This is a genomic window from Mesorhizobium sp. INR15, from assembly GCF_015500075.1.
In the GTDB taxonomy this organism is placed as follows: Bacteria; Pseudomonadota; Alphaproteobacteria; order Rhizobiales; family Rhizobiaceae; genus Mesorhizobium.
In genome coordinates this window covers 3,217,775-3,238,731 of sequence record NZ_CP045496.1, presented here as the reverse complement: position 1 = coordinate 3,238,731, position 20,957 = coordinate 3,217,775, and the positions used below count along the sequence as shown (strand labels likewise).

Below are 20,957 nucleotides of genomic sequence, written 5' to 3'. Positions count from 1 at the left end.
CTACTCGCCCACCACTTCCCTATACGCCCTCGATTGCCCATCGTGCCCGCGAAAGTGCCAGAGATCGCCGTCTTGCGCCTCGACATAGGAGGGCCCAAGCGGCACCTTGCCGCCGCCCTCCGGCAGGTCCAGCACATAGACCGGATTGCAGATGCCAGACAGGCGCGCCCTGAGTGCCGCGACCAGCGCCTGCCCATCAGCAATCGTGGTGCGCCGGTGCGCCATGCCGCGCGCCAGATCGCCGTGGTGGAGGTAATAGGGTTTGACGCCCAGGCGATACATGAGTTCTCGGCAGAGTTCTTCCAGCACGTCGACACTGTCGTTGACGCCTTTGAGCAACACACTCTGGTTGAGCAGCACAAAGCCGGCCTGCCGCAACGTGCGGCAGGCCGCTTCCGTCGCGTCTGTGATCTCGCGTGGGTGGTTGAAATGGGTGACGACGGTGACCATCAGCCGGCCTTGCAGCGCGCTGACCAGCCCGGCGGTGATACGCGACGGCAGCACCACCGGCACACGTGTGTGGATGCGCAGCAGCCGCACATGCGGGATGGCTTCGACGCGGGTACGGATTTCGGCCAGCGCCTTGTCCGGCAACGACAGCGGATCGCCGCCGGTCAGGATCATCTCGCGGATTTCAGGGTGCGCCTCGACATAAGCGAAGGCCTCTTCCAGCGCCTCGCGTGTATAACCTCGGCCGATCGAGGTCAGCGATTCCTTGCGGAAGCAGAACCGGCAATAGACCGCGCACTGATAGGTCGGAAACAGCAGCACCCGGTCGGCATGGCGATGCGTCAGGCGCGGCACCGGGCTGAACGCATGGTCGGCGATCGGATCGTCAAGCTCGCCCTCCTGCTCGACCAGTTCCCGCGGCGAAGGAATGACCTGCGCGCGGATGGGATCGGCGGGATCGTTCCAGTCGATCAGGTCGAGATAGGCTTTTGGAGCACGAACCTTGTGAAGCGTCGCCGCCGCCTGCGCCGCCGCGCGCTCGGCCGGCGACAGCGGCAGCGCCGCGAGATCACGCACATGGCGCACGCCCTGGCGGACATCGTCCTGCCAGGCGGTGTCGGTTGTTTCGTTGGCCTCGATATATATTGTCATTGAAGTTCCGTGAACTTGGCAATCTCCCCCTTGAGGCAGGGCCATCGCATATGGGTTCCTGCGAAGAAGGACCCCCACCCTAACCCTCCCCACAAGGGGGAGGGAACACTGCCGAGCCCCTCTGTTGATCATATTCAACATCGAGCTTAGGTGGTTCGGCGGGATCAGCGCCTACCGAAATCTCCCTCCACCTTGTGGGGAGGGGTTAGGGGTGGGGGTATTCGTAGAGCGAAAGCCTTGGGGCTTTCCATATGCGACAGCCCTGCCCCTCAAGGTGGAGATTGCCAGGTTGAGCGCTCCTAGCTCCGCAATCCGGGCGCCTCTTGCCCTGTCCGCTCGACATATTCCGTATACCCACCGCCATAGGTGTGGATACCCTCGGGCGTCAGTTCCAGCACGCGGTTCGAAAGCGCGGCCAGGAAATGGCGGTCGTGCGAGACGAACAGCATGGTGCCTTCGTATTGCGACAGCGCCGTGATCAGCATCTCCTTGGTGGCGATGTCGAGATGGTTGGTCGGTTCGTCCAGCACCAGAAGATTGGGCGGATCGAACAGCATCAGCGCCATCACCAGCCGTGCCTTCTCGCCGCCGGAAAGCACGCGGCATCTCTTCTCGATCTCGTCGCCGGAAAAGCCGAAGCAGCCGGCAAGTGCGCGCAGCGGCGCCTGGCCGGCCTGCGGAAACGCGTCCTCCAGCGTCTGGAACACGGTGCGTTCGCCTTCCAGCAACTCCATCGCGTGCTGGGCGAAATAGCCCATCTTGACACTGGGGCCGCGGGCCACCGTGCCGGTGTCCGGCTCGGAAGCACCGGCGACCAGCTTCAGCAGTGTGGATTTGCCGGCACCGTTGACGCCCATGATGCACCAGCGCTCGCGCCGGCGGACCTGGAAATCCAGCCCCTCATAGATGCTGCGGCTGCCATAGCCCTTGTGGACATTCTTCAGCGTCACGACATCCTCGCCGCAGCGCGGCGCCGGCAGGAAGTCGAAGGACACCGTCTGCCGGCGCTTGGGCGGCTCGACGCGGTCGATCTTGTCCAGCTTCTTCACCCGGCTCTGCACCTGGGCGGCGTGCGAGGCGCGCGCCTTGAAGCGTTCGATGAAGGCGATTTCCTTGGCCAGCATCGCCTGCTGGCGCTCGAACTGCGCCTGCTGCTGCTTGTCGGCGATCGCCCGCTGCTGCTGGTAGAATTCGTAGTTGCCGGAATAGGCGGTCAGCGACCCGGCATCGATCTCGACGATCTTGTTGACAATGCGGTTCATGAACTCGCGGTCATGCGAGGTCATCAAAAGCGCGCCGTCATAGCCCTTGAGGAAAGACTCCAGCCAGATCAGGCTTTCCAGATCAAGATGGTTGCTCGGCTCGTCGAGCAGCATCGCGTCGGGGCGCATCAGAAGAATACGCGCCAGCGCCACGCGCATCTTCCAGCCGCCCGACAATTTGCCGACGTCGCCGTCCATCATTTCCTGGGAGAAGCCGAGGCCATCCAACACTTCGCGGGCGCGGCCATCCAGCGCGTAGCCGTCAAGCTCCTCGAAGCGATGCTGCGCTTCGCCATACCGCTCGATGATCTCGTCCATCTGGTCGGCCTTGTCGGGATCGGCCATGTCAGCTTCAAGTGCGGCCATCTCGGCCGCCACGTCGCTCACCGGGCCTGCGCCGTTCATCACTTCGGCCACCGCGCTGTGGCCTTCCATGTCGCCGACATCCTGGCTGAAATAGCCGATGGTGACGCCGCGATCGACCTGGACCTGGCCCTCGTCGGGCTGTTCCTGGCCGGTAATCATGCGAAACAGCGTCGTCTTGCCGGCGCCGTTGGGGCCGACCAGGCCGACCTTCTCGCCCTTCTGCAGGGCGGCCGACGCCTCGATGAAGACAAGCTGACGGCCGTTCTGCTTGCTGATGCTTTCAAGTCTGATCATTGATGTCTTTGGAGCGCCTGAGGGATTTTCTCAGGGGCCAATACGCGATCAGACGCGCGGTTGGAAGAGGCGCCAGCGCCGCAGTTGCGCGGTCGCGAGAGCGTCGCCAGCCATCGTTGTCAGCTGTTCAGAACCTGTAGTTCAGGCCGATGATCGCTTGCTGAACGGTGAGCTTGGTTGAAACAATACCAGCTGAGCCGCCCGCACCCGGTGCCAACGTGTAAGTCACATCGTGTTTGCCGAAGTCCATATAGTTGTATTCGCCGAAAACCGACCAGTTCCGGGCGAATTTCCATTCGGCGCCGACACCGACGGTCCAGCCCAACTGGCCATAGCTGTCGCTTTGCGACAGCGATTGAGGCGGCCCGCTGCGATAGAGGGCACTGTCAACCTTTGCCCAGGCCCCGCCCGCCTTCACGTAACCCAGCACAGCCGGGTCGAACAGGTAGCCCGCCCTGCCGGTGACTGTGAACAGCTCCTTCACATTGTCTTCAAAATTGAAGGTTGGGAATGCGGTGATGACGTGGCTGCCTTTGATGTCGCCGAAATCGAACATGCCCTGAACACCGAACACCCAGCGATCCATCTGGTAGTCGCAACCGAGCTGGGCACCGCCGACAAAACCACTGCCGCTGCCTGATCCATAATCGAGTGGAGGATCGTCGATGGTGCCGTTCACCAGGCCGACATTTTTCTGATCGATATGCGACCAGCCGCCGCCGGCATTGCCGCCGACATAACAGCCGGTCCATGAGGCGACCGGCGCTTCCTGCATCGCGACCAGAGGATCCGCGGCCCAGGCGGACGAGCAGCCAAGCGCGAAAACGGCAAGCGCGGAAAGAAGCAGATTTTTCATGTCAGCGCCCAAGACCCAATCCAGTCCGTTAATAGGCGTTTAGTCCACTTCTACATATGGCAAATGCGCCACAGATGGCGGGAAACTGCCTTCTCGAGGCGAAGGGGCATCAGCCGAGCCATTCGAGAATCAATCTCGCCCAAATACACAAAAAATCAGCCACCTGTCGAAATCCGCCATCCCGGAACGACTTCCACAGCGGCGGCCTTTACGGCCCGGCCCGCAACACCAACAGGACAGGAATACGACCATGGCCAAGATGCTTGTGATCTACAAAACCCCGGCCGATCCGGTGGCCTTCGACCAGCACTATTTCAACGTTCATGTGCCGCTGGCCAAGACGCTTCCCGGCCTGCGGCGCTACGATGTCTCCAGGCGGCCCATGATCAAGCTGTCGGCGGGCGAGATGCCATACCTCGTGGGCACGCTGTATTTCGATAGCCTCGACGACATCCGCAGCTCGTTTGCCTCGGAAATCGGCGTCGCCTGCGCCGCTGACCGGCGGCTGATGGCGCCGGGCGACAATGATCTGACCATGCTGCTGTTCGATGTCGACGAACTGTGAGTCTTGATCTCTCCCGGGGTTGCCCTCACCCGGCTCAGGCGCTGCCAGGCGCGGGGACGAAGTAGCCGAGCTCGGCCTTGATGTTCAGGCGGCTGAACAGTTCCTGCGGGTCGAGCTTCATCGCCTTGTGCTTGGCGGCGGCTGCCTCGCGTGCCTTCTGGATGACCTGGGACGACGCCCATTCGACGATTGTGATGTAGGTGCTTTCACCGCCTGCCGCCTCATCTTGCTTCAGCACATGACGCTGCAGGCATCCTTCCATGCCGTCGAAGGCGGTGTTGGTCTCAGCCACCGCACTCAGGAACTCGGCTTCCGAGGAAGCCGGGACCACGAACCGGTCGATGCGGAATACCGTGGATTGCGCTTCACTGTTTTGCATCTCTGTCTCTCCTTCTCTAGGATTTCGCGATGATCGGGCCGCGAACCATTCGCCGGCTCCGTAAGGCGGTGCCTTAATGTCAAATTGACAATATGATGTCAATATGGAAATGTGTTGCGTATGAGCAAGACGGAAATCAGGACGCCTTCGGGCGTCGCGGTCAGCGAGATCATCCTGTCGATCTTCCGGATCAATGGGCGGCTGCTTGCCGCCGGCGACCGGCTGGTTGCCGGTCTCGGCCTGACCAGCGCCCGCTGGCAGGTGCTGGGCGCCATCGCCCTGTCGCCGGTGGCCGAGCCGGTCGCCCGGCTGGCGCGCAACATGGGGCTGAACCGGCAAGGCGTACAGCGCATCGTCAACGAGCTCGAAGCCGAGGGCTTTGTCGAACTCAAGGACAATCCGCACCACCGCAGCGCAAGGCTTGTGGTGCTGACCGCCAAGGGCACCGAAGCCCACGACGCCGCGCTGCGGGCGCAGGTGCCATGGGTCAACATGCTTGGCGAAGGTTTTGACGCGAAGGCCATCGAGGCCGCCGGCGAGGTGCTCGATCGTTTGCGCGAACGGCTTGAGCATAGCGCCGACGAGGCCTAGCCGGCGCCTTCCCTACCCCCATAGAAGCACCCTCGCCGCCACATGCGCCCTGTCGGCCCGTTTTGGCGCCAGCTTTTCAGCGTCTTCGCCATGGCTGAGGTGCGTGCGGAGTGGCTCAGCCACGCGTTTCCCCGCCGAGAAACAATCCGGAAACAAGATTCAACAATCGGGAAAAACTGGCGAAAAAATCGCCTGCCATAACGTCCTTGCAGCGGTCGAATTACCGGTCGCCGCGAAACGCGAACGGGACGGTTACTGGCGATGCAACGAGGTTCGAACGGATGGATGGCTGCCTTGCTCGGCATGTCGCTTGCCATCTCGGCGGTCGGGCCTTCGCAAGCCAAGGACGCCATCACCCGCAGCGAATTTTGCAGCCGGCTCAGTCTTCAACTGGACGAGGCCATCGAAACCAAAGCCCAAACGGCGCAAGTCGTCGAGGCAACGGCGCTTCAGAAAGAGGCAGCCCGGTTCTGTGCCGAACGCAAGCAGGCACAAGGCATCCGGACGTTGGCCAACGCTCTGAAGCTTCTCGGGGTGGCACCGGACGAACAAGGCCTGTGACATCGGATTTCAATCCCCACAACAAGGAACGTCCATCATGAACAAGACCCTCCTCTCCGCTCTCGGCCTGGCCGTTGCCCTGACCTTCGCCGCGCCGGTTCTCGGCACCACCACCGCCAATGCGGCGGCAACCACCGCCGCCGCTTCGTCGGCCGCGCCCGTGGCTGCTTCGGTCAAGGCGCCAATCAAGAAAGTTGCCGCGCACAAGAAGCACGTCAAACATGTCAAGAAGCACCGCAGGCATGCGAAGTGGCACCGCAAGTACACCGGCAATAGGCACGGCATGAAGCACAAGGTCGCCGCGTAATCTCCTCTTCCAAAACAAAGAGATAGAGCGGCACCTTGATTCTCTTTGATCGTTTTCCTTCCTGACTTCCTCCCTTCCTGACCTCCTCCCTGGGAAAGACCGTCCTCGCGCAACCGAGGGCGGCTTTTTTCTTGGCCGATTGCCCGGGCATTAGCCCTCTTCTCGCGCGGCCACGCTGATGATCCAGTCGCGGAACGCCTGGATCTTGGGCCGGTCATGGCTGGCCTCGGGATAGACGAGGTAATAGGCGAAGGCATTCATCTTGACGGCTGGCGCCAGCTTCACCAGCCGCCCCTCGCCCACATCCTGCGCCACCATGGCGGCTGGCAGCAGGCCGGCGCCCTGGCCGCTGGCGATCGCCGCGGCGAGCAGGGCGGGGTCGTCGAAGGAAGGCCCCCGCACCGGCCCGACGTTCTCGATGCCTTGCGCCTCGAACCAGAGCTGCCACCCCTGCCGGTCGGCATCGTGGACGCGCGGCCAGCGGGCGAGATTGGCGGCACCATCCGGCAAGCCGAATTGCTCGACCAGCGCAGGCGCCGCAACCGGCACCATTTCCACCGCGACGACATGATGGCTGCGCAGGCCGGGATAGCGGCCAAGACCGTGGCGGATGGCGACATCGACACCGCTGCGCGAGAAATCGGCCAGCGTGTTGCTGGTCGATATCCTGAGGTCGATGCGCGGATGAGCCTCCTGAAACCCCTTCATGCGCGGCACCAGCCAGGCCGAGGCGAAGAACGGCGTGACGCTGACGGTCAACAGGCCGCTGTCGGATGTATCGCCCACGCGCCTGGCCGCCTCGGCGATCTGGCGGAAGGCATTGCGGATCGGCGGCAGGAAATCACGCCCGGCCTCGGTCAGGACGATGCCGCGATTGACCCTGTCGAACAGCGTCACGCCAAGCTGCCCTTCCAGCGTCTTCAGCATCTGGCTGACGGCGCCCGGCGTCACATAAAGCTCTTCTGCGGCAAGCTTGACCGACATGTGCCGTGCGGCGGCCTCGAAGGCGCGCAAGGCGTTCAACGAAGGAAACTTTGGCTCAATCATTTAGATTTTCTAACTCACTTGACCGAGAAATTCTCGTTTGCGAGGCACCAAATATCCATGCGATCGTATTAGAATCAGCTATCATAGCATGGCTGGCGTGCGGCAATAAGATCAAATTTTCTAATGCAAATAGAGCGGCAACGCTCACCGAGGACTTTCAGCATGACCACGCCCCAGACCGATCTCCACGATCTCGAACTGATGGAGGTCGCGCAGCTGATCCGGGACCGCACTGTCTCCTCGCGCACGGTGACCGAGGCGTTGCTGCACCGCATCGCCTCGCTGGACGGCGCCCTGCACAGCTATGTCAGGGTGCTTGAAACAACGGCCATGAGCGAGGCCGAAGCGGCCGACAGGGAAATCCGGGCCGGGCATTATCGCGGCCCGCTTCACGGCGTGCCGCTTGCCGTCAAGGATCTGTTCTGGATCAGGGGCGAACCGGCCGCCGCCGGCTCGGCGGTGTTCAGGGATTTCGTGCCGTCAGAGAATGCCACGGCCGTGCAACGGCTGAAGGACCAGGGCGCGGTGCTGATCGGCAAGCCGCAACTCACCGAAGGTGCCTATTCGGACTATCATCCGTCCATCACGCCGCCGCGCAACCCGTGGAATGCCGCCTATTGGCCGGGGATTTCGTCCAGCGGTTCCGGCGTGGCGATCGCGGCTGGGCTTTGCTATGGCTCGCTCGCCTCGGACACTGGCGGCTCCATCCGCTGGCCATCGGCCGCCAATGGCGTGACCGGGCTGAAGCCGAGTTGGGGGCGGGTTAGCCGGCATGGCGCGTTCGAGCTTGCCGCCTCGCTGGACCATGTCGGCACGATGGCCCGCAGCGCGATCGATGCCGGCGTCATGCTCGGCGTCATCGCTGGCGTCGATCCGCGCGATCCGACCGCCCTGCTTGACCCCGTGCCGGACTATCTCGCCGCCGCCAGCGCTGGCATCCGAGGGCTGAATATCGGCATCGATCCGGCCTGGAACAGCGACGAAGTCGATGCCGACACGCAAGCCGCACTGGCACAGGCACTCGAAATCTTCACGGAACTCGGCGCCGAAGTCATGAAAATCCGCTTTCCCGACGTCACCCGGACGGTTGCCGACTGGGTGCCCAATTGCGCGGTCGAAGCGGCGGTCGCGCATGAAGCCGCCTATGCCGGGCGCAGAAACGACTATGGCCCGATCCTGTCTTCCGTCATCGAGGCCGGCCAAGCGCTGTCCGGCTTGGATTACCAGAAGATCTTGCTGCGCCGCGCGGCCTTCCGTGGCCAGGTCGATGCGCTGTTCGAGACCATTGACGTGCTGCTGACGCCGGTCCAGCCCTTCGCGCCGCTGACGCTTAAGGCCATCGCGACGCTGGGCGAGCAGCCGGAACTGATCGCCAGGCTGCAGCGCTACACCTGCCCCTTCGACATGTCGGGGCATCCGGCGCTGACCTTGCCCGCCGGCTTCACTGGAGACGGCATGCCGATCGGCCTGCAGCTTGTCGCCGGCCGGCTGCGCGAAACGGTGCTGGTCAGCGCCGGGGCGGCTTTTCAGGGCTTGACGGCATGGCATCGCAGGCATCCAGTCTGGCCGGCCAGCAGCGATGGCGTGAAGGTGGCGGCAGCATGAACAAGTTCTTCTACGGATGGGCCGTTGTCGCGGCGGCCTTCGCCATCACTTTCGTCGGCTTCGGCAGCGCCTACACGTTCAGCGCTTTCGTAGCACCCCTGCAGCATGATTTCGGCGCTTCGCGCGGGTCGGTGTCGCTGGTGTTTTCGCTGGCCGGCTTTCTCTATTTCGGCTTCGGCATCATCTCGGGGCCGCTGGCGGATCGCTGGGGCGCCCGGCGGCTGGCCATCCTCGGCATGCTGCTGGTCGGCGCCGGCCTCATTCTCGCCAGCCAGGCACGCAGCATCCTGCAGGTCTATGCCGCCTATGGGCTCGGCGTCGGCCTGGGCGTCGGCTGCGCCTACGTGCCGGCGATCGGCGCCGTGCAGCGCTGGTTCGTCAGGCGCCGCGGCCTCGCTTCAGGACTGGCGGTCAGCGGCATCGGCGTCGGCACGCTGGTCATGCCGCCGCTGGCGGCATGGCTGATCGAAGCGCTTGGCTGGCGCGACGCCTATCTCGTGCTTGGCGTGCTGGCCGCGATCATCGGCGCCGGCATGTCGCTGTTCCTCGCCAATGATCCGCGCGACCATGGCCTTGGTCCCGATGGCGATCCTCTCGATGTAGCCGCCAAGGCGGCGGCAAAGCCGGGTTTCTCGGTTCGGGAAGCCGTCCGCACCCGGCAGTTCATTGGGCTTTATGCCGCCTGCCTCATTTGCGCTTTCGGTGTCTTCGTTCCTTTCGTGCATCTGGTGCCCTATGCGCTCGATCATCAGATCGATCACGCATCGGCGGTGCTGCTTCTCGGCGCCATCGGGCTGGGCAGCACGCTCGGGCGGTTTGTGCTCGGCGGCCTCGCCGACCGCATGGGCAGAAATCCGTTCCTGATCGCGATGTTTGTCGGCATGGCGGCCTCGCTCTCCATCTGGGTTGTCGCCACCAGTTTCTGGCCGCTCGCCCTCTTCGCCGTGCTGTTCGGGGTCTTCTATGGCGGCTGGGTCGCCATCCTGCCGGCCGTGGTCATGGACTATTTCGGCGGCCGCAATGTCAGCGCCATCATCGGCATCCTCTACACCAGTGTCGCTGTCGGAACGCTGGTCGGGCCAAGTGCCGCCGGCTTCGCTTTCGACGTCAGCCACAGCTATAAGATGCCGATCATCGCCAGCATTGCCGCCAGCCTCATCGCCGCCGCCATCGCGGCACTGGCGACCAGACCGTCAACAGCCGCGAGCGGAGCCCATTAGCCCGCGGCCAGACAATCCACTGCACGCACAAGGCGTTAGCGCGCCTTGTTGAATCAGTTCAGTCGGCTGATTTCTTGCCTTGCGGATAGATCGTCTCGCCACGCTTCAGCATCTCGACAAAGGCCTCGATCTTCTTCTTGCGCCCGGCCTCGGTCTTCAAATTGTGAATGCGGAAGGCCAGCGAAAAACGGTTCTGTGCGCTGAGCCTGGCCAGCATCGCCTTGGCCTCCGGCACGGCATCGATCGCCGCCTGCAGATCGTCGGGGATCTTCATGTCCTTGCCGCTGCCATAGGCGCGGTCCCAGCGCCCGTCGGCCTTGGCCGCCTCGACATGGGTGAGCCCGTGCCCGGTCATCCGGCCCTCTTTGACCAGCCGCGCCACATTGTCGATGTTGATCTTGCTCCAGATGCTTTTCTTGCCGCGCCTGGAATAGCGCTGCAGGAAACTCTTGTCGTCGAGGCCCTTGCGCACGGCGTCGATCCAGCCCCAGCACAGCACCACGTCGATCGCTTCCTTGGCCGTGATCGACTGGAGCCCCGACCCTACCTTGTGGATCTTGATCCAGACTTCTTCTTCGGTGTCGTGATGCTTGCCGAGCCAGGCGTAGAAGCTCGCCGCGTCCTTGAATTCGCGCACCTTGTTCGGATCGACCTGGATCGGCGCCATTAGCTGGTTTTCCCCGTTGCGGCGGCGTCGATCATGTCTTGGCTCCGGTGCTGATGACACCTCCGGATTAGCCAATCGCACAACGCCCGGCAACCTGGCGGGAGGGCGAATGCCCGCCATGCTGACGGCCCCTGTCAGGAAGCTCGCTTCTCCTCGGGGATGGTGAACACCACGTCGGCACGGCCATAACCGCCGTCGACGACCTCCTCGACCAGCACCATCGTGTAAGGACGCACGCCCTCGCCGAACATGTCGACAAACAGCGCGGTGGTCTTGTGCACGAGGTCTTCCTTCTGTCCGGCCGAAAGCGCGCCTTGCGGCACCTTGTAATTTGCAAAAGGCATGGTGGTTTTCCTGTTTATTATCAGAGGTTTAGATAGATCAGATGACGCCGCCATTGGCGCGCAGCACCTGGCCGTTGATCCAGCCGCCGTCCGGTCCGGCGAGAAACGAGACGACGCCGGAAATGTCATCGGGCTGGCCGAGCCTTCCGAGCGGAATGAGCCTGGTGATGGTCGCCACCAGCTCATCGGACTTGCCGCCAAGGAACAGGTCCGTCGCCACCGGCCCCGGCGCCACGACATTGACGGTGATTCCGCGCGGCCCGAGTTCCTTGGCCAGCACATGCGTCATAGCCTCCACACCGGCCTTGGTGGCCGCATAGACGCCATAAGTTGGCTGGTACTGCCCGACCACGCTGGACGAGAAGCTGATGATGCGGCCGCCGTCGCGCAGCCTGTTGGCGCCCTCGCGCATGCCGCGAAACACGCCGCCGAGATTGACCGCGACCTGCTGGTCGAACGCCGCATCGTCGGTTTTGGCGAGCGGCGAGAGTTTCATGATGCCGGCATTGTTGACCAGCACGTCGAGCCCGCCAAAGGCCTGCTCAGCGGCATCGAACAGCCGAGCCACGCCCCTGGGATCGCCGACATCGGCCTGCACGGCAATGGCGCGGCCGCCCGCCGCCTCGATATCAGCAACAACATCGCGCGCGGCATCCGCGCCGCTGGCATAGTTGACCGCGACAGCGAAACCATCGCGCGCCAGCCGTCTGGCGATTTCCGCGCCGATGCCTTTCGAGGCGCCGGTGACGATTGCCGCTCTTCCATTCTGTGTGGTCATTTCCATGTCTCCAATCCTTGTGGACTGAAGATAGGTGATAAATCCGGCGGGATAATCGCTTCAGTCTTGCCAAGACCATTCGGATATGGCGAACAATGGCGATGGACATGTTCGACCGCATGCGTCTTCTCACCCGCGTCATCGAGCGCGGCAGCTTCACATTGGCGGCCACCGATCTCGGCCTGTCGCGCTCGACCGCGACCGAGGCGATCAAGGCGCTGGAGGCGCGGCTCGGCGTGCGGCTGCTGGAGCGCACGACACGCCACGTCACCCCGACGCTCGATGGCCGCGCCTATTACCAGCGCTGCCTGGCAATCCTGGCCGATGTCGAAGATGCGGAGGCCGGTTTCCAGGCATCGCAGCCGCAAGGCCTGTTGCGCATCGACGTGCATGGTTTCATGGCCCGGCATTTCCTCTTGCCGAGGCTGGCCGAATTCCTCGACCGCTATCCCCGCATCGACCTGCATATCGGCGACGGCGACCGGCTGGTCGATCTCGTGCGCGAGGGCGTCGACTGCGTGCTGCGTTCGGGTGAGCAGAGCGACAGCGGCATGATCGTGCGCCGGGTGGCGACGCTGCGCGAAATCACCTGCGCCAGCCCGGCCTATCTCGACCGGCACGGCATGCCGGAAAACCCTGGTGACCTCGGCGGCCATCTGATGGTCGGCTTCCAGTCGTCGCGCACCGGCGATGTCCTGCCGTTGGAATTCACCGTCGCCGGCAAGCTGCAACACGTGACGCTGCCCAGCCGCGTCATCGTCAACGGCTCCGACACCATGGCCGAACTCGCCCGCCTCGGCTTCGGCCTGGCGCAGGCGCCGCGCTACCGCTTCGAACAGGATCTGGCGCGCGGCACGCTGGTCGAGGTGCTTAAGGGTTATCCGCCGGCACCGACGCCGCTCTCGGCGCTCTACCCGCAAAACCGGCAACTGGCGCCGCGCGTGCGGGTGTTCATCGACTGGGTGACAGCGATCTTCGCCGGCGGCGAGAAGTAGGGGTGTACAGCACTCAGGCAACACCCTAGCCCATGTCGTAATGCGCTTGAGGCGCGCAGCATGAAAATCATATCCGCAGGGCGTTTACTGCCTTTTCAGGCCCGATCGGAATCATTCGTCTCCGGGTCGGTAGCGTAGCTTCCGCAACGGCTTGATCTGATTTGGATCATAAAAAATATCCCCGTCGGAAACCCAAGGGTACTTTCCAGGCGGGACATCTGCAGTTGCGTCTATAGCTTCGCCAAGCGTGTCAAACCGCCTAGCATTGCCTGCAGAATAGGCGTCTGGATCTGGCTGCCCGACCTCCGGACCATAGTCTGTCACATGTAGCCACCATTCACTGACTTCGGGCAAAGTCTTCACCTCCGCTATGCTGTTCCGATACGCATATAGGTATTTCGGCCAGCATACTATACTTTGCATACCACCTTGGCGCGTTAACTTTTTCCTGCGACAATCGACGCTGGGGAGAGGGACGCTGATGGGGATGGGCTTATTTCGAAAGCAGGATTTTGAACCCCTGCTACCGCCTGGGCGGCATTTTCTGACTATCGGTCGCTTAAAAGAAATAGCCGTAGACCCATTCGGAGACAATCCAAAGCGCACTGACCTGTACCAAAAATTAGAACAGATGGTACAAGATTTTTTGGTGGCAGGAATATGCTGTGAATTCTTGGTCGACGGTAGTTTTCTTACAAAGAAAAAAGATCCGGATGATTTAGATGTTACTGTAGTAATTTGCCATGAATTTACACCATATCTTACGAAGGACATGGTGGATTTCATTGACAAGGCGACTTCAGGGGACTATGCTGACGGGTTATCGAGCTTCGTGTATTTCGCATTGCCGCGCGATCATCCGGACTTCGGAACAGAGCACGACATGGCCTGTGAAACCGCTAGGCTCTATGGGAAAGAAAATAGCGAAGAGTGGCTCAAAGGATATGCGGTTCTACCGTTGAGAGAGACCGATGTCGGATTACTCATACGTTGCCGATAGAGCCCGTCAAGCATTCTCTTCAGTCGCCAGGCTTGAAGGAGAGTTTGCACGTGACCCAGGGAATTTCTCGCTCCAAATAAACCTGACGTCAGCCAAAAGAATGGCTGAAAAAATCCGTCACGACCTTATGCGTACGGCCGCGATGAATGGCGTGGAAGTCTGTCGCTATCGTCTAATCCCGCGCTTCAGCGATGGGTATGCTCTAGCGGCTGTAGCTAAATCGCTACTCACATATCAAGGTCTTTTCAGCCAGATTTACGACGTATTCAAATCGGGTAAGAAGGAACGAGCTAGGCTAGGACTAGAGGCTATTGAAGAGAGCCAGCTGGATTTCGGCTACAGCTTCAGCGGCTCTCTAGGCGTCGTACTTTTGGCCAAAGGCGAGCGAGACATCCTCTCGATGGGGAAGCTCGATGCCCCGATTGATGCGTTGTACCAAGTGCTAGATGTTTCCAGCACAGATGACGTTCGAGATATCGCTCAATCTATGGGGAATGCGGTCGTAAAGAGAGTTTATGACTGGTCCTCTACGAATGCAGAGAGCGGCTTTGCGACTGACGTTAAGTGGCAGAGGTCCGATGGCAAGCTAAAGGGTCAGGTTGTCGAACAAGAGCGCCTTCAAGACATAGCTAAAATTATCGATGCCGCTTCTGATGTCAGAGAGCGCCATCTAGATGTTCACGGCACCTTGGTGGGAATCGATACAGTAACCAGAGTTTTTCATTTTGTAGTATCGAACGGAGCCGACTACAGAGGCCGTCTATCAAACGAATTTGGAAGCGATGGCAACATCGTGGTCCCGAGAATATACAAGGCGAAAATTACTGAATACAAATCATATAAGTTTGCAACCGAAAAGATTGAGGCACGGTATGTGCTAGACTTTCTACGATCATCCGACATTGGGCCCACACAAACGATCTAGGGCTCGCTCAAGCTCTTCATTACTTTCAGTAATTTCAAACTTCTAAGCGTTTTTCTTAAATCAATCGGATTGATCTTCCGTGCGGAATGACCATCCGGCTCCATCGGCGTTTCCGATAGCACCATCGGTATCTTCCGTTTCCGCGCGCCGCGCCGGGCTGCGAAGGACAGCCATCGATCCTCCATCGAAAGGCAGAGCGGATATGGACATCTCGAACACAAGAATCCTCATCGTCGGCGGCGGCTCCGGAATGGGGCTGGCGCTGGCAAGGCACTGTCTCGCGGCTGGCGCCAGTGTCGTCATTGCCGGGCGCAGCGAAGACAGGCTGCGGCGTGCCAGCGAAGAGCTGGGCAACCCAGCCGCGCTGGAGACGATCGCTGCCGACATCACTGAGGAAACCGAGGTCGCCGCACTCTTCGAGCGCATCGGCCGGCTCGATCATATCGTCAGCACCGCTGCCGACATCGAAGGCGCTTATCAGCTGTTGCCGGCGCTAGACTTGAAGGCTGCGCAACGGGTCGTGGAAAGCAAGTTCTACGGGCCGCTGCTGCTGGCCAAGCATGGCGCGCCCCGGCTTGCCGCCGTCGGCTCCATCACCTTCACCTCGGGCATCGCCGCCTACCGCCCGGCGGCGCGCGGGTCGGTCGTCGCCGCGGTCAACGCGGCGCTGGAAGGGCTGGTGCGGGCGCTGGCTGTCGAACTGGCGCCGATCCGCGTCAATGTGGTTTCGCCAGGCTGGGTCGATACGTCGATCTGGGCTTACGTCGCCGGCGACAAGAAGGCGGAAACGCTGGGCAAGATGGCCGAGCGGCTGCCAGTGGGCCGCGTCGGGCAACCCGAGGATATCGCCGACGCGATCGGCTTCCTGATGCGCAACGGCTTTACGACAGGGACGACACTGCATGTCGAAGGCGGGCATCGGCTGGTTTGACCGGCGCGAACCCGTCAGCCGCCGCCGCCAGCAGCAGTTTCAGGGCTGGCGGCTGCACGCGCCTGCGCCGCCAGATGACAGTGAGCGCGGCCGTGCGGGCCTGCCCGGGCCATGGCATTTCGATGATCTCGCCCCGCTCGAGCGCCTCGCTCACGGCAAGGCGCGGGACAAGCGCAAAGCCGGCGCCAGCCGCCACCAGGCCAGCGATGGCGCCGATGCTGCCAACCTCGGCGGCCAGCTTCGGCGCGGCAAGGCCGGCTTCGGTGAATGCGCTGTCGAACAAATGCCGGTAGACGCAGCCGGGCTCGGTGGCCACGAAGCGCATCGCGGCCAGATCCGCGAGCCCATCCGGTGCCTGCCCCTGCCCGGCAGCCGCGACCAGCACCAGCGGTTCAGCCGCCAGCGTGCGTCTTGCCAGGCGTTCATCGGCGCCGGTGATAAAGCCGCCACTGTCGAAGCAGAAAACGGCATCGATCTCGCCGTCTTCCAGCAGGCGCAGCAGCGCACCGCTGCCGGCGACTTTCAGCCGGGTGGAAATGCCGGAATGGTCCGCTTGGAAACGCGCCAGCCATGGCGCTAGCCGGGCCGAGGCGATGGTCTCCAGCGCGCCGATGCTCAGCGATCCGGCGGCCTGCCCGACGGTTGCCTGAACGGTGGCGCGCGCCTCGTCGGCCAGCGCCAGGATGTCCTCGGCGTAGGGGCGCAGGGCCTGCCCCGCCGGAGTCAGATCGAGGCCCGACCTTGAACGGGTGAACAGCGCCGTGCCGAGTTCGGCCTCAAGCGCCTGGATCTGGTCGCTGACGCTCGATTGCGCGAGATGGACCGCCTCGGCGGCGCGGGTGATGTTGCGGCAGCGCGCCACCGCCAGGAATGTCTTGAGCAGTCTTGGATGCATCGCCCGGCCGAAGCTGCTTACTGCAGCTGCGGCTTGCGCAGGAAACTGCCGCGATCGGCGGATTTGACGCGCAGCCAGGTTTCGCGGCCGTCGCGCACCACCCGCATCGGAATTTCGGCGCCCGCCGGGCCGCTTTCCCAGACCTTGCGGTAGAAGTCGGCGAGGCCATCGACGGCGCCATCCCTGATGTCGGAAATGACGTCGCCCTGGCGCAGGCCGGCCTTGGCCGCCGGGCCGCCTTCGGTGACGCTCATCACCACCACCTGGCCATCGCTTTCAGCGGAGAAGGCGCCGAGCCACGGGCGTGGCGGCTTGGCAGCCTTGCCGCGCGTGACGAGATCGTCGAGGATCGGCTTCAGGAGGTTGATCGGCACCACCATGTTGATGTCGGCGACCTCGCCATTGCGGCTCATTTGCAGGCGCAGCGAACCGATGCCAAGCAGCTTGCCGTCCGGTCCGAATAACGCCGCGCCGCCCCAGGATGGATGCGCCGGCGCGATGAAGATCGCCTCTTCCAGCAGATATTCCCAATAGCCGGCGAATTCCTGCTTGGTGACGATCTTGGCCTCGACCGACTGGCCGATGCCATCGGTCAGCACCACGGCATCGCCGATCTTGGCCATGGCGGCGTCGCCAAGCTGCACCGCCGGCAGGCCGAGCGGCGCCAGCGCCTGCACCAGGCCGAAGCCGGTCTCCTGGTCATAGGCCAGCGCGTGGGCGGGAATGACACGGCCGTCATGGCTGGTCAGCCACACTTCCTCCGCCTCGGTGATGAGATAGCCGATGGTCAGCACCAGCCCGTTGTCGCGGATGACGACGCCGCTGCCTTCGCGGCGCGTGCCGAGCGCACCGGCGGTAAATGCATCTTCCGGAACCGTGGCGCGCACGGCAACGACGGAGCGCGGATTGGGATTGATGGTCATGCTGTCATTCCTGGCGATCGCTTGTCTTCTATAGGTATGCCGCGTCGGCGAAGGCGCAAGAGGGGGGCCAGTCTTCTCCCCTTTCGGGAGAAGGGAAATCCGCGCCGATATTGACAATAGTTCAACACAGCTTGAACTTTCCTTCCGCGCACCCCACCCTATCTGAACCCACGCACAATCCGCCTCTCCAACCTCGCCAACACAAGGCCTCCCAATGACCGAATATACCCCGCCAAAAGTCTGGACCTGGAACAAGCCCAGTGGTGGCACCTTTGCCAGCATCAACCGTCCGATCGCCGGCCCGACGCATGACAAGGAGCTGCCGGTCGGCAAGCATCCGCTGCAGCTTTATTCGCTGGCGACGCCGAATGGCGTCAAGGTGACGATCATGCTGGAGGAGCTTCTGGCGCGCGGCCACAAGGGCGCCGAGTACGACGCCTGGCTGATCAGGATCAATGATGGCGACCAGTTCGGCAGCGGCTTCGTTGGCGTCAATCCCAATTCCAAGATCCCTGCCCTGCTTGACCGCGGCGAACCCAAGCCGGTGCGCGTCTTCGAGTCAGGTTCGATCCTGACTTATCTGGCGGAAAAGTTCGGCGAATTCCTGCCCACCGAACGGGCGGCGCGGGCGGAAGCCTTGTCGTGGCTGTTCTGGCAGATGGGCTCGGCGCCGTATCTCGGCGGCGGCTTCGGCCATTTCTATGCTTATGCGCCAACCAAGATCGAATATGCCATCGACCGCTTTTCCATGGAAACCAAGCGCCAGATGGACGTGCTGGACCGCCGGCTGGCCGAGACCGAATATCTCGGCGGCAGCGACTACACGATCGCCGATATGGCGGTGTGGCCCTGGTATGGCGGACTGGCGCTCGGCCGCATGTACAATGACTCCGGCGAGTTCCTGCAGGTGCAGGACTACAAGCACGTGCAGCGCTGGGCCGCGGCCATCGACGAGCGTCCGGCCGTGAAGCGTGGCCGCATGGTCAACCGCGCCTTTGGCGACCCTTCCATGCAACTGCATGAGCGCCACGACGCCAGCGATTTCGACACCAGCACGCAGGACAAGCTGGCCGACGCTGCGGAATAGCCGCGACCACAGAGCTCGGGAACATGCGGCCCGTTACCCCTCAGGTGGCGGGCCGCTGCGCGTGGCGCGATGGCGGGCTCCAGTTCTCGACAGGCCCTCATTGACAAACGGCGACTTCCCCGCCGGCTGCCAGGACAACCGCGCCAATCGCGAAACGTCCCTCCGGCCTGTTCACTCCGCACTCACCGAAACGTGAACAACAACTAATATGCTGCCCTCTAAATCACTTTTTTCCGGTGGTATTGGTGGGGCAGCCCTCATCCCGGGGGCAAAAACAGGGAAGAGATCCATGAACATCAAAACCGTCTGTCTGGGAGTGTTGGCTGCGTCAGTAATCGCCGGTTCTGCATTGGCTGGCATTCTCGACGAACCCAAGATGATGGCCCCCTTCTTCACCGACAAGGCCATGACAACCATGAAGTCCGATGCCGACATGAAGAAGGTCTGGGCAAAGGAGTCCAAGAAGAACCAGGCCGCCATGATGAAGGAATGCAACGATGCGGCGATGAGCAAGCCGCATGCCGCATTCTGCGAGAAGCTGCACGCACTCGGCGGCAAGGCATAATCTTCCCGATCGCATGATCTGCTGATCAATTGAATGGCGGGCCACTCGGCCCGCCATTTGCTTTTGCAGGCCAAACAGCTTGCGCAAGCCTGGGCCGCGCGAAAATTCGTTGCGCGAAAACGCGGTCCGGCGCAACATTATCCCCGCGGATCGGCATGGATAGGCAATCGATCCCTGGGGGACAAATGACGCTCAAACTCATCGGGGCCGGTTTCGGCCGAACCGGCACGTGGTCGACCTTTGCCGCGCTGAACAAGCTCGGCCTGCCAAGCTACCACATGCAGGAAGTGATCATGAACAAGGCCAACAAAGGCCATCTCGACTTCTGGCGCAAGGTTGCCAACAGCCCGCCCGGCACCCAGCAGGACTGGAACCAGGTGTTCGCCAACTACACCGCGACGGTCGACAATCCCGGCTGCTGCGTATGGCGCGAACTGATGGCCGCCTATCCCGACGCCAAGGTGCTGCTCACCCTGCACCCGCGCGGCGCCGAGGCCTGGTATGAAAGCACCATCGACACGATCTACTTCACCGAGAATGTCTGGCAGTTCAAGATCCTGGAATGGTTGACGCCGTTCGGCCGGAAAATGGGCGACATGTCGCGCAAGCTGGTCTGGGGCCGCACGCTCGCCGGCGTGATGGGCGACCGCGACAAGGCCGTGGCGCGCTATCTCTCCTATATCGACGAAGTGAAGGCCGCCGTGCCGCCGGAAAAGCTGCTGGTGTTCAAGGTCAGCGAAGGCTGGGCGCCGCTGTGCGACTTCCTCGGCGTGGCGCAACCCAACGAGCCCTTCCCCAATCTCAACGACCGCGAGACGATCAAGAAGATCATCGCCGACATCATCAAGGGCTCCTACATCATGCTCGGGCTGGCTATCGCCGCGATCGCGGTGGTGCTTGGCGGGTTGTGGTGGTGGCTGGGGTAGCGGGCAAACAACCACGCTTGGTCGGGCTTGCCATCGAAGCATCCACACATCGCCAACTCCAGGAAAAGACGGACCTGATGGACGTTCCAGAAAGCATGAAGGCAGAACTCGCTACCTGGAACCATGGGGCGGGGATCAGTCTTGAAGGCTGGATTTCCTGCATGGGAGGGTTTTCGCTTGCCGTGGGTTACAGCACCGTTTTCTGGCCAGGGTTCGTAGCCTTCGAGCGCTATATCCTGCTGGAAGGCTTCAGCAAGGAGAGCCTGCGAGGCTTCGAACGTGGCCCGGGCGCCACGCGGCAATCCGTCGAGGCTGTGATGAACCACTTGCACCTCGCCGACATTCACGGCTTCCACGACGGTATTGCCGCCGACAAGCTCATCTTCCTCGGAACAGTCCTCAGGCAGATCTATCAGGCCAAACTTCAATGGCAGTTCCCCGACAGGCGTTTTGTGGTCGAGCTTTTCATCCCCGAAACAAACGACATCGAGGACTATCAGCTCTCGTTCTGGCAGGCGGATTAAGCCCCCAGCGGATCTTCCGCTGCAAACCCCTGCAATGTCGGAGTAATCCTCGCGGGATAGCTCCCGGCTGACAACGACCGTGTGGGGCCAATCTTGAGCATCGAAACAGGACGACTGGTAAGCGCCCCGTCACGTCTTCCTCGCCACTATAACGTCAGCCTGGCCGCCCTTTCTTCCCCCAACGGAATAGACCATCCCGCGCCGATCCGGCACCTGCACTCAGATGCTCTCAGGCACTTGCGA

Annotated in this window: 24 protein-coding genes; 14 read left to right on the top strand and 10 right to left on the bottom strand. The window is 62.2% G+C overall.

All coding sequences use genetic code 11. From position 1 onward, the window contains the following. The 3 genes from GA829_RS15775 to GA829_RS15765 form a co-directional block, all read right to left on the bottom strand. Positions 1 to 1,101 carry a KamA family radical SAM protein gene (locus GA829_RS15775; protein WP_195179370.1) on the bottom strand — a complete coding sequence of 367 codons (1,101 nt, stop codon included), beginning with the start codon at positions 1,099 to 1,101 and terminating at the stop codon, positions 1 to 3. A 299-nt stretch (positions 1,102 to 1,400) separates the two neighbouring features. Beyond that, complete coding sequence (locus tag GA829_RS15770; protein ID WP_195179369.1) at positions 1,401 to 3,023, bottom strand: ABC-F family ATP-binding cassette domain-containing protein; 1,623 nt, start codon at positions 3,021 to 3,023, stop codon at positions 1,401 to 1,403. A 127-nt stretch (positions 3,024 to 3,150) separates the two neighbouring features. Next, positions 3,151 to 3,879, bottom strand: a complete 729-nt coding sequence (locus GA829_RS15765) for an outer membrane protein (protein WP_195179368.1) — start codon at positions 3,877 to 3,879, stop codon at positions 3,151 to 3,153. Between the two features lie 250 nt (positions 3,880 to 4,129). Here GA829_RS15765 and GA829_RS15760 point away from each other — a divergent pair, with 250 nt between their 5' ends. Continuing rightward, the gene (locus GA829_RS15760) at positions 4,130 to 4,444 is read left to right on the top strand and encodes an EthD family reductase (protein ID WP_195179367.1); all 315 of its coding nucleotides are present in this window, start codon (positions 4,130 to 4,132) and stop codon (positions 4,442 to 4,444) included. 34 nt (positions 4,445 to 4,478) lie between these two features. On the opposite strand, the gene GA829_RS15755 is transcribed toward GA829_RS15760, so the two are convergent. After that, complete coding sequence (locus GA829_RS15755; RefSeq protein ID WP_195179366.1) at positions 4,479 to 4,823, bottom strand: antibiotic biosynthesis monooxygenase family protein; 345 nt, start codon at positions 4,821 to 4,823, stop codon at positions 4,479 to 4,481. Positions 4,824 to 4,943: 120 nt separating this feature from the next. Between GA829_RS15755 and GA829_RS15750 the strand changes: the two genes are divergently transcribed. The 3 genes from GA829_RS15750 to GA829_RS15740 all read left to right on the top strand — a co-directional run bounded on the left by GA829_RS15750 (position 4,944) and on the right by GA829_RS15740 (position 6,282). Beyond that, complete coding sequence (locus tag GA829_RS15750; protein WP_195179365.1) at positions 4,944 to 5,414, top strand: MarR family winged helix-turn-helix transcriptional regulator; 471 nt, start codon at positions 4,944 to 4,946, stop codon at positions 5,412 to 5,414. Positions 5,415 to 5,699: 285 nt separating this feature from the next. Beyond that, the gene (locus tag GA829_RS15745) at positions 5,700 to 5,975 is read left to right on the top strand and encodes a hypothetical protein (RefSeq protein WP_258052308.1); all 276 of its coding nucleotides are present in this window, start codon (positions 5,700 to 5,702) and stop codon (positions 5,973 to 5,975) included. Positions 5,976 to 6,012: 37 nt separating this feature from the next. Continuing rightward, positions 6,013 to 6,282 (top strand): hypothetical protein, encoded by a 270-nt coding sequence (locus GA829_RS15740; RefSeq protein ID WP_195179363.1) that lies wholly within the window; start codon positions 6,013 to 6,015, stop codon positions 6,280 to 6,282. 150 nt (positions 6,283 to 6,432) lie between these two features. Here GA829_RS15740 and gcvA read toward each other — a convergent pair whose 3' ends face one another. Further along, on the bottom strand, positions 6,433 to 7,329 hold the full coding sequence (gene gcvA / locus GA829_RS15735) for a transcriptional regulator GcvA (RefSeq protein ID WP_195179362.1): 897 nt from the start codon (positions 7,327 to 7,329) through the stop codon (positions 6,433 to 6,435). Positions 7,330 to 7,491: 162 nt separating this feature from the next. On the opposite strand from gcvA, the gene GA829_RS15730 reads away from it, so the two are divergent. After that, complete coding sequence (locus GA829_RS15730) at positions 7,492 to 8,934, top strand: amidase (protein WP_195179361.1); 1,443 nt, start codon at positions 7,492 to 7,494, stop codon at positions 8,932 to 8,934. After that, positions 8,931 to 10,154, top strand: coding sequence for an MFS transporter (locus tag GA829_RS15725; protein WP_195179360.1), 1,224 nt, complete (start codon positions 8,931 to 8,933; stop codon positions 10,152 to 10,154). Before GA829_RS15730 ends, GA829_RS15725 begins: the two co-directional genes overlap by 4 nt. 58 nt (positions 10,155 to 10,212) lie before the next feature. On the opposite strand, the gene GA829_RS15720 is transcribed toward GA829_RS15725, so the two are convergent. The 3 genes from GA829_RS15720 to GA829_RS15710 form a co-directional block, all read right to left on the bottom strand. Beyond that, the gene (locus GA829_RS15720) at positions 10,213 to 10,821 is read right to left on the bottom strand and encodes a YdeI/OmpD-associated family protein (protein ID WP_195179359.1); all 609 of its coding nucleotides are present in this window, start codon (positions 10,819 to 10,821) and stop codon (positions 10,213 to 10,215) included. Between the two features lie 134 nt (positions 10,822 to 10,955). Next, positions 10,956 to 11,165, bottom strand: coding sequence for a tautomerase family protein (locus GA829_RS15715; RefSeq protein WP_195179358.1), 210 nt, complete (start codon positions 11,163 to 11,165; stop codon positions 10,956 to 10,958). A gap of 37 nt (positions 11,166 to 11,202) precedes the next feature. Then, positions 11,203 to 11,943 (bottom strand): SDR family oxidoreductase, encoded by a 741-nt coding sequence (locus GA829_RS15710; protein WP_195179357.1) that lies wholly within the window; start codon positions 11,941 to 11,943, stop codon positions 11,203 to 11,205. A gap of 101 nt (positions 11,944 to 12,044) precedes the next feature. On the opposite strand from GA829_RS15710, the gene GA829_RS15705 reads away from it, so the two are divergent. The 4 genes from GA829_RS15705 (at position 12,045) to GA829_RS15690 (ending at position 15,794) form a co-directional block, all read left to right on the top strand. Beyond that, entirely contained in the window at positions 12,045 to 12,938 is an 894-nt protein-coding gene (locus tag GA829_RS15705) for a LysR family transcriptional regulator (protein WP_195179671.1), read from the top strand. 481 nt (positions 12,939 to 13,419) lie between these two features. After that, complete coding sequence (locus GA829_RS15700; RefSeq protein ID WP_195179356.1) at positions 13,420 to 13,938, top strand: DUF6932 family protein; 519 nt, start codon at positions 13,420 to 13,422, stop codon at positions 13,936 to 13,938. Next, complete coding sequence (locus GA829_RS15695; protein ID WP_195179355.1) at positions 13,910 to 14,863, top strand: hypothetical protein; 954 nt, start codon at positions 13,910 to 13,912, stop codon at positions 14,861 to 14,863. The genes GA829_RS15700 and GA829_RS15695 overlap by 29 nt, the downstream gene beginning before the upstream one ends. Before the next feature lie 202 nt (positions 14,864 to 15,065). Then, a complete protein-coding gene (locus GA829_RS15690; protein ID WP_195179354.1) occupies positions 15,066 to 15,794 on the top strand; it encodes an SDR family oxidoreductase in 729 nt (242 codons plus the stop codon). Here the strand turns inward: GA829_RS15690 and GA829_RS15685 are convergent. Next, entirely contained in the window at positions 15,745 to 16,689 is a 945-nt protein-coding gene (locus GA829_RS15685) for a LysR family transcriptional regulator (RefSeq protein ID WP_195179353.1), read from the bottom strand. The genes GA829_RS15690 and GA829_RS15685 overlap by 50 nt on opposite strands. 17 nt (positions 16,690 to 16,706) lie before the next feature. Then, positions 16,707 to 17,612 (bottom strand): S1C family serine protease, encoded by a 906-nt coding sequence (locus tag GA829_RS15680; RefSeq protein WP_195179352.1) that lies wholly within the window; start codon positions 17,610 to 17,612, stop codon positions 16,707 to 16,709. A 214-nt stretch (positions 17,613 to 17,826) separates the two neighbouring features. Here GA829_RS15680 and yghU point away from each other — a divergent pair, with 214 nt between their 5' ends. From yghU to GA829_RS15660, 4 genes are all read left to right on the top strand, one after another. Then, positions 17,827 to 18,699 carry a glutathione-dependent disulfide-bond oxidoreductase gene (gene yghU, locus GA829_RS15675; RefSeq protein ID WP_195179351.1) on the top strand — a complete coding sequence of 291 codons (873 nt, stop codon included), beginning with the start codon at positions 17,827 to 17,829 and terminating at the stop codon, positions 18,697 to 18,699. Between the two features lie 289 nt (positions 18,700 to 18,988). After that, entirely contained in the window at positions 18,989 to 19,264 is a 276-nt protein-coding gene (locus tag GA829_RS15670) for a hypothetical protein (protein WP_195179350.1), read from the top strand. 185 nt (positions 19,265 to 19,449) lie between these two features. Further along, positions 19,450 to 20,190 (top strand): sulfotransferase family protein, encoded by a 741-nt coding sequence (locus GA829_RS15665; protein ID WP_195179349.1) that lies wholly within the window; start codon positions 19,450 to 19,452, stop codon positions 20,188 to 20,190. Further along, on the top strand, positions 20,178 to 20,714 hold the full coding sequence (locus GA829_RS15660) for a hypothetical protein (RefSeq protein WP_195179348.1): 537 nt from the start codon (positions 20,178 to 20,180) through the stop codon (positions 20,712 to 20,714). Before GA829_RS15665 ends, GA829_RS15660 begins: the two co-directional genes overlap by 13 nt. The last annotated feature ends 243 nt before the right edge of the window (positions 20,715 to 20,957 follow it).